Raw genomic sequence first — 6778 nt, 5'->3', positions numbered from 1 at the left:
TTGCTTCCAATACACCAGCTTTTATTACAAATACAAGGCATTCGGAATCAGATTCAAATAATACTTATGTACTAGTAATTGGCGCTCGCATTGTGCCAGTTGCGTAAGTCCTGAAATTCTTCCCTCAACCCCGAATCATCGAAGACTAATGTATGCGGTACTTTTACACTTTTTGCCCCGACATTATGAATTAAATCATTCCATAATTGTTTTTCGGATTTGGGAGATGGCAATAAACCCATCTCTGATAATATCTGTTGATGTCGTAGAGAAACATTTATCGCTTTCTCAAGAATCTGTATTAAATTTTTCTTTGTTAATTCAGTTGCCCCCGTTGGCGTAAATCGACGCTGTAAGAAATTCGCAAGCTTCACAATGGCTCTATCTACAGCGTCTCCTCCCTCAGTCCCTCCAGGTCTAATCGTGAAAGTTGTATAAATATTCAATTTAATATTTTTACGTTGATGTTGGCGTGTCAGTTCTTGCTGCCGCGCTACTTGTCCCCAGTCTATAAATTCACTTTCAACAGATGCAGGGTTTATCAATCTATGTCGATACGCTTCAAATACTTCTGATTCATTACATAAAGAAGACCAGCGAAAAGTAAATTTTTCACCCCCAGGTATTTCTTTACACCCATTTTCAAAAGCTTTGGCAAGTGCTTCTACTTGTTCATCAGAATTAAATAATGGGTGAAACCCTATGCAACTGTAACCAAAAACTAGTTGTAATGTGTTATTTGTATCGCTTACTTGCTTTTTACTTAGTAAATATGCACCAATGCTGTAGCTACCTTTTTTTAATCTTACTAGAGTAGTTAGATCTAGTAAGTCTTCAAAAGGAATTATTTTTTTGTTTTTGTTTTTAATATTTACTTTTACCATGATTTAGGCACTTTTCTAGACCCGGCTCTTTTCTTATTCTGAGGTGAACAATATTTGACATAACCGCGAGTAAAGGTCGGAACACCTGGAAATACTCTTGACCAAAATAAATAAGGTCGTTTCCCAGATAAAACCAAAGCTGTAGCACTTACCCAAACACTTATTAAAATACTCCATATCATCCCTATACCGAATAGGAAAGCTATGAAAAAGCTTATTCCAAACGAAACTAAAGAAATTGCAAACTGAAAACCAATCAAAATCCCTATTGTTGCATTTTGACCTAATGATTGATTAACTTGTTTTATCTGTTGTTTCATAAAATAGGCAATAGAGAACAGGCAATAGGGAACAGAATTAAGGATGAGAAAGGAGTGACCAAAAAGGAGGACTGGGAAGGCTGGAAAACATTTTCTTCCCCTGCTCTTTTAAAAAGACGTTCATTAAGTGTGTTCCCTGTTCCCTGTTCCCTTTTAATTAACAAGCTGCTGTAACACCAGCAAACAAAATGTTTTGGGCGATGAATAGCACCAGTGTCACGAAAAAGATGCCGATGGGCTGTTGTACCATCTGCGTTACCTCTTGTCCGTCTCCCAGCGCATTAGCCACCTTCACACCAGACGCTACAAAGTAAACGAATAACATTACTGTAATTGCAGCGTTAATTACTCCGGGTAAGGCATTTATGGCGGCATTCCCTATAGCACCCGTAGTTCCAAACATACATGTTAGGGCTATTTGCGCTGGATCAAACAGGCCAAATGCATGTGCTGGCATCGTTTGACCAGCAACAATCAAAGTCACGCCGACAGCATATATCTGATGTTGGTATTTACGTCCTAATCTGCCTAAAGCTTTTACCACAATTTGGGATTGTGTTCGTTGCTTGGGTTGAAATTGATTAGATGTCAAGACAATCGCTCCTTTCTTCATAAATATAAAAATCACTTGGAAACTATTAACAGTTATCAGTTATCAGTAAAGAATGCCGAGAGGATGTGATAACTGTTTACTGTTAACTGTTCACTGATTTGCTCCTCTTTTTTTAAACTCACTCTCTATATCAGCTAAAGTATGTTCTCTAGCTAGAGAGCGAATTTCTTGAAGTACTGGAATGTGACACTCGTATAGTTTTGCATTGCCATTTAGCCCACCTGTCTTTCTATTGGTGAACTTCCTAAACTCTGGTAGATACTTACGAGCTATATCCAAATATGCTTGTAGTTGCCTTGCGGAAACCTTGGGACTCAACATTGCCGCAACTTCTTGTCTTGTTAGTTCTTCATATCGGCAGGATAACCTCCCTAAAATCATTCGTGCGAGAACTTCTTGGAACTTCTGACTACATATAAAAATACCCGCTTTCCTACGGGCGGGAAAGGGGCATTTGCCACGACATAAAATTATTTATAGATGAGTCGCAACTATTTTCTTTCCTTGACTTGACCATTTCTCGTCTAGAAGACAGCAAGCCACAAGAACAACGTTTTGCGGATTTCGATGTTTCTTTCCATCCCTGCACCAGCACCGAACGGTGTATTCACTTTCATATCCGAGGACAAATGCAAGTTGCTGATAGCTTAGTCCCCACTTTCTTTTAAACTCTATTGGCTGCATAGCACTTACTTGGATACTTGCATGATGAACTATTCTATATTTGTAGCATAATTAGTTAGTTAATTGTTAATGTCTCGTACTTAAAATATCAGAATATTTACCATCTTTATTTATCTTAACTATTCGATAAACAATATTCAATCTTGCTAGGTAAACTCTACTTATCTATAATAAAAACAATCATTGATATTACTCAAGACAATGTCAAATATAGATGCTCATTTTCATCAACTATTTCAACCCAAAAAACAAGCCAATCAAGACAACGAAAAAACGGCACTATTACCCAATCGTCTAACTCCCACCGATCAACAGATAAGAGATTGGCTGCAATCTCCTCAAATTAAACAGTGGCTTACCAAACTACTAATGGGCATACCGAATAATCTCAAGATAGAAGCGGTAAACACCCTAACCAAAAATGTTATACAAGATCCAGATAAAGACTGCCGTGTACAATTTGGCAGTTCAACCATTGGAGTTGACGTTTTGCGCTGGCAACTTTGGGCATCTTATCGATTGCCTTACGCCAGTACTATTAAAAGTCCAGATTGCCCTTACACCTTAAACAAGCATATAGACGGCGAGAACAAAAAACCTGCTTGACATTATTAGTCTGAGCTGCGATTTCCTTGCATATAAGTAGCTAAACAAAATTAATTACACAAAATTAAGCTATAAACCCCTTATCCACACTAGATCCTCATGTGTAAATAATTATGTGCGATTACTTATTCCCGGATAGCGATCGCAAAGATAATTTTTCCACGCTAGGCTTTACTTAAAGGGTTGTCCCCAAAGATTCCACATTTCTTTATTAAACGGACTGCGCCATTCTTGAATCATTGCTTGCTCTAATGCAAGACGCGCTTTTCTCTGGGTGGGGGCATCCCACCAAAAACCAATATTCACCGCAGTCTTGATGTCATAGCGGTGATTCATATCTTGGTAGCTGGCGACATAATCTTTACAATCGTGTGCATTTTTCCACCGTTTGTTACTTTGACACGTTTCACCAACATAAAGTAATAAATCAGCAGCAGAGTCAATTACAAAATACAGTGCAGCTTGACCAAAGCTGTCAGGCATTCGGTAAAAGGCCATTGATTGCAGTGGCAGGGTGAAAGGATCAATTCGTTCAGGGTCGCAGTGAGATGGTATACTAAAGACGGCTGATTGCTGGACTTTTGCCTAGGCAAAGGAAATTTTGCCTGTTAATCTCTTAGCGATTTTAAAAGTAAAGCTCCAACCCGTTTTTAGTATAAGCAGCCAATTGAGCGGGAGATTTTAATTTCACAAGTTGTTGACATCCTGGATGAGCACATCCTAAAAAAACATATCTATAGCAACACTTTGATGTTCACGTTTTTCCCTTAAAACCATAGGGACATGATGAATTGAGCAGAATACATCATCATCCTTCTCTTTTATATGAGCTTGAATTCTCTTAATTGTTGATTTCTGTACAGATTTCTCCTGAAATATTCTCGAAAAATTTATATACTTGATGTTTTACGAGTAGTCGATAACTACAAACTATTATGGAGATGATGATGAGTGATACCATTGCTGCCCCCAAAGAACGCACATTTGATGTTGAACAATTGGTTCGCTTTTCGCCTGACAAAGCAACCGTTACGGAAATAGTTATCACCAAACATTCCAGCATTGCTGTCTGGGGTGTGCATCCTGGTCAACAAGTACCTGCACATACTCACCGCGACGGACAAGATACCTGGATCATGATCAGGGGAGAATTGACCTATTATCTCGGCAACGGACAAAAGAAAATTATTTCTGCTGGACAGATTGATGTCGCTCAACCATCGCAGGTTCACGGGGCAGTCAATGAGGGAACCGAAGACGTGGTGTTTGTCTCCATCTATTCTGCCCCAACTCTCCAGGTCGTCCCCGCATCCCCATAGTTTGACCATTTAATGAAATTCAAAATTCAAAATGCAAAATTATTTCTTTAATTTTGAATTGTTTAATAAGGATGCAGAGCAACTAAATTTATTTATGGGGTTATAATTCTAAATTTTGAATTTTGAATTGGAGCGTTCGCGCAGCGTCTCGTAGAGAAGCGAGTTGACTAGAATACAGGATTACGCCTGCTATCACCATTAATATCAGAGTGACATTCCCAATTTCTATGCCACCAAGATTTTGCTACTTGATATCAACCTTTGCCTAAACCCGCTTCAATCATCAGGGCTAGCGTTTCGGCATTGAACCTAGTCAGCGCTTCTGCCAGTTCTTGAAAGTGGCGGTACTGTTCGTCAGCATACTCGCTAGGTTCTAGCTCCAAAAGTTCACAAAACTTCAAGTAATCAGTTTGCCAGTTAAACTCTCCAATGGCTGTAGCAAATCTTTCTGCCAAATCCCGCGATTCTTTACTTGCTGCACCGGGTCTTCCGTTGTGATTGTAGGTACTGCCACGTTCCGTCATATTTTGTTACGATATTGAGCTAACAGTATTTTTGTATTATTAGCGATTTTAGGCAGTTCCGCCCACACTAAGAAATGCTACTCAAACGAATGGTACATCGCACAATGGTACTAAGTTAAGCTGAAGGGTATGCAGGGTAAGGATGGAATGGCACGCTTGATAACGGCAAACCCATTATATATAAGGCTTTTGGGTGTGGGGTGTGGGGTGTGGCTGAGTGGGTGTAGTGAGTCAGAAATTTATTTGTATCCCCACTTATATTTACTTTTCTTGATTTTTCCCGAACCTGCAACCCTACCCCCAACACCCAGCCCAGACGAGCTTTCAGCTTTTCAAGCGTGCCATTCGGGTAAGGATGCTCCAGGAGCAGGGGGGCAGGGGCGCACAGTAGAAAATTCTCCTAATTGAGATTAAATATAAGCTAAGAGCAAGTCATGTAACAACCTTGCTTCTTTTGAGCTAGAAATGCTTTTTCAGTAAGCTTTCTAGATAATAAATTGTAAAAGTTGTTTCTTGACAGGCTCTAAACTACCTTCTCATCTTCTTAGCTACTTCGTTTAACCCTCCTTCTTTAACACAGGTTGCACCCTACAATCGAGCCAATTTCTGATAATCCCGTGTCTGACTGCTTAAAACTGCTGCCACATCCTTTGGTCACAGTTGAAAGATGCCAGTTTTTTTTGCGCCCTGTATTGCTCATGTTCACGTATCATCTAGGTAAACTTGGACTGCCCACGCCTATTAAATCATGTAATTCGTCATGATGAATTACCTTGATGCTATCTTCGCCAAATGTGTCAACGCATTCTTCAAGCGATGGCTTTTGTGAAGAGATGTTACTGCCAACGGCTACCATTGGCGATTGCAAATAAATATAGGCATTACCCTGCGGCAATTCCAGCATCAACCATCTTCGCCAGGCACTAAGTATTAAATATTCGCAGTGATTATGCTAGTTACTGAAAATACCCATACTGCTCATCTGCATAATCGCTCGGTTCCGTTTCTTGTAGTTCACCGACCCCTTCTCCTGTAAAGACGGACTCGCGTTCGGGGTAGAGAATAGGGAACAGGCAACAGTAGGATTGAAGCTCAAAGAAAAATTGCCTGTTCCCTTCTAACAGAGAAAACCCTTGGATTTGAAGCCCCCTTCTTTAGGACGAGCGTTTAGGTATAGTTCTAAATCCCCGGACAAAACCTTTTGTTGCCTATTCCCTATTCCCTTCTAAAAAATTTTAAATAGTCAACCCGCCAGTTAAATTCAGCAATCGCCGTTGCAAATCTTTTTCTTAATTCCCCACACTCAAAAATAGCACCTCCCTCTACTACAAGAAAGCCTGTGTATAAACGGCAATACTCGGAGGAAATACCCGGCTCTCAATTCGCAATGGATAGTCACTAACAGTATTGCTTGTATCAGCCCTCTGCGTATTATGAGTGTACTATACGCAAAAAATGAGAATTTTTTAGTTGTGAAACAGTGAGTTGAAATGACCATTTGGGAGGAAAATAAAAATCAGACACTATAAGACCAGACGAAACTACCATTGTGTCTGATTATTAAGGGAGTAATAAAAATGACGCTCTCTCTAGTTCACCTAACAGCGCATAGAAAGGCGATCGCTTCCTTGCCAGTAGCGCAGGCGGAGGCGAAGTTGATTGCGCTGTGGTTGGAGGGAAAAGCAGAGTCATCTATCATCTCTTATCGACGATACACTAGTAGTCTGCCAAGGTAACTTTGCTAAGTAAAACCTCTAATTGGTAAAATAGCCAAAAACGGGGTGTAACATGGCGAAAAAGTATATTGTTGACTTGAATGAAGATGAAG

General features: G+C 39.9%; 11 protein-coding genes. 4 read left to right on the top strand and 7 right to left on the bottom strand.

The window, feature by feature from the left end; genetic code table 11:
- Positions 1–71: 71 nt before the first annotated feature.
- From H6G97_RS42305 to H6G97_RS42290, 4 genes are all read right to left on the bottom strand, one after another.
- Positions 72–884, bottom strand: a complete 813-nt coding sequence (locus tag H6G97_RS42305) for a hypothetical protein (RefSeq protein ID WP_190946533.1) — start codon at positions 882–884, stop codon at positions 72–74.
- Positions 878–1204, bottom strand: a complete 327-nt coding sequence (locus H6G97_RS42300; protein WP_190946532.1) for a hypothetical protein — start codon at positions 1202–1204, stop codon at positions 878–880. Before H6G97_RS42300 ends, H6G97_RS42305 begins: the two co-directional genes overlap by 7 nt.
- A 157-nt stretch (positions 1205–1361) precedes the next feature.
- Positions 1362–1796 (bottom strand): hypothetical protein, encoded by a 435-nt coding sequence (locus H6G97_RS42295; protein ID WP_242055968.1) that lies wholly within the window; start codon positions 1794–1796, stop codon positions 1362–1364.
- 111 nt (positions 1797–1907) lie between these two features.
- On the bottom strand, positions 1908–2138 hold the full coding sequence (locus H6G97_RS42290; RefSeq protein WP_242055967.1) for a hypothetical protein: 231 nt from the start codon (positions 2136–2138) through the stop codon (positions 1908–1910).
- 564 nt (positions 2139–2702) lie between these two features.
- Here H6G97_RS42290 and H6G97_RS42285 point away from each other — a divergent pair.
- Entirely contained in the window at positions 2703–3107 is a 405-nt protein-coding gene (locus H6G97_RS42285) for a hypothetical protein (RefSeq protein ID WP_190946529.1), read from the top strand.
- A gap of 171 nt (positions 3108–3278) precedes the next feature.
- Here the strand turns inward: H6G97_RS42285 and H6G97_RS42280 are convergent, their stop codons facing one another.
- Positions 3279–3605 (bottom strand): hypothetical protein, encoded by a 327-nt coding sequence (locus H6G97_RS42280; protein WP_199350060.1) that lies wholly within the window; start codon positions 3603–3605, stop codon positions 3279–3281.
- A gap of 449 nt (positions 3606–4054) precedes the next feature.
- Between H6G97_RS42280 and H6G97_RS42275 the strand changes: the two genes are divergently transcribed.
- Positions 4055–4426, top strand: a complete 372-nt coding sequence (locus H6G97_RS42275) for a cupin domain-containing protein (RefSeq protein WP_190946528.1) — start codon at positions 4055–4057, stop codon at positions 4424–4426.
- Positions 4427–4680: 254 nt separating this feature from the next.
- Here H6G97_RS42275 and H6G97_RS42270 read toward each other — a convergent pair whose 3' ends face one another.
- Entirely contained in the window at positions 4681–4950 is a 270-nt protein-coding gene (locus H6G97_RS42270; protein WP_190946527.1) for a hypothetical protein, read from the bottom strand.
- A gap of 147 nt (positions 4951–5097) precedes the next feature.
- Here H6G97_RS42270 and H6G97_RS42265 point away from each other — a divergent pair, with 147 nt between their 5' ends.
- On the top strand, positions 5098–5358 hold the full coding sequence (locus tag H6G97_RS42265; RefSeq protein WP_190946526.1) for a hypothetical protein: 261 nt from the start codon (positions 5098–5100) through the stop codon (positions 5356–5358).
- A 301-nt stretch (positions 5359–5659) separates the two neighbouring features.
- Here the strand turns inward: H6G97_RS42265 and H6G97_RS42260 are convergent, their stop codons facing one another.
- Positions 5660–5854, bottom strand: coding sequence for a hypothetical protein (locus H6G97_RS42260; protein ID WP_190946525.1), 195 nt, complete (start codon positions 5852–5854; stop codon positions 5660–5662).
- Positions 5855–6527: 673 nt separating this feature from the next.
- On the opposite strand from H6G97_RS42260, the gene H6G97_RS42255 reads away from it, so the two are divergent.
- Positions 6528–6686 carry a hypothetical protein gene (locus H6G97_RS42255; protein WP_190946524.1) on the top strand — a complete coding sequence of 53 codons (159 nt, stop codon included), beginning with the start codon at positions 6528–6530 and terminating at the stop codon, positions 6684–6686.
- The last annotated feature ends 92 nt before the right edge of the window (positions 6687–6778 follow it).

It is taken from the genome of Nostoc flagelliforme FACHB-838, from assembly GCF_014698065.1.
GTDB classification, from domain to species: domain Bacteria; phylum Cyanobacteriota; class Cyanobacteriia; order Cyanobacteriales; family Nostocaceae; genus Nostoc; species Nostoc flagelliforme_B.
The sequence above is the reverse complement of the archived record's forward strand: the minus strand, read 5'-3'. Positions and strand labels throughout refer to the sequence as shown.

Bases quoted from the DNA above. Each gene is read 5' to 3' on its own strand.
- H6G97_RS42305 (WP_190946533.1), bottom strand. From the start codon at position 884: ATGGTAAAAGTAAATATTAAAAACAAAAACAAAAAAATAATTCCTTTT.
- H6G97_RS42285 (WP_190946529.1), top strand. From the start codon at position 2,703: ATGTCAAATATAGATGCTCATTTTCATCAACTATTTCAACCCAAAAAA.
- H6G97_RS42265 (WP_190946526.1), top strand. From the start codon at position 5,098: ATGGCACGCTTGATAACGGCAAACCCATTATATATAAGGCTTTTGGGT.
- H6G97_RS42260 (WP_190946525.1), bottom strand. From the start codon at position 5,854: ATGCTGGAATTGCCGCAGGGTAATGCCTATATTTATTTGCAATCGCCA.
- H6G97_RS42300 (WP_190946532.1), bottom strand. From the start codon at position 1,204: ATGAAACAACAGATAAAACAAGTTAATCAATCATTAGGTCAAAATGCA.
- H6G97_RS42270 (WP_190946527.1), bottom strand. From the start codon at position 4,950: ATGACGGAACGTGGCAGTACCTACAATCACAACGGAAGACCCGGTGCA.
- H6G97_RS42275 (WP_190946528.1), top strand. From the start codon at position 4,055: ATGAGTGATACCATTGCTGCCCCCAAAGAACGCACATTTGATGTTGAA.
- H6G97_RS42280 (WP_199350060.1), bottom strand. From the start codon at position 3,605: ATGGCCTTTTACCGAATGCCTGACAGCTTTGGTCAAGCTGCACTGTAT.
- H6G97_RS42255 (WP_190946524.1), top strand. From the start codon at position 6,528: ATGACGCTCTCTCTAGTTCACCTAACAGCGCATAGAAAGGCGATCGCT.
- H6G97_RS42290 (WP_242055967.1), bottom strand. From the start codon at position 2,138: ATGTTGAGTCCCAAGGTTTCCGCAAGGCAACTACAAGCATATTTGGAT.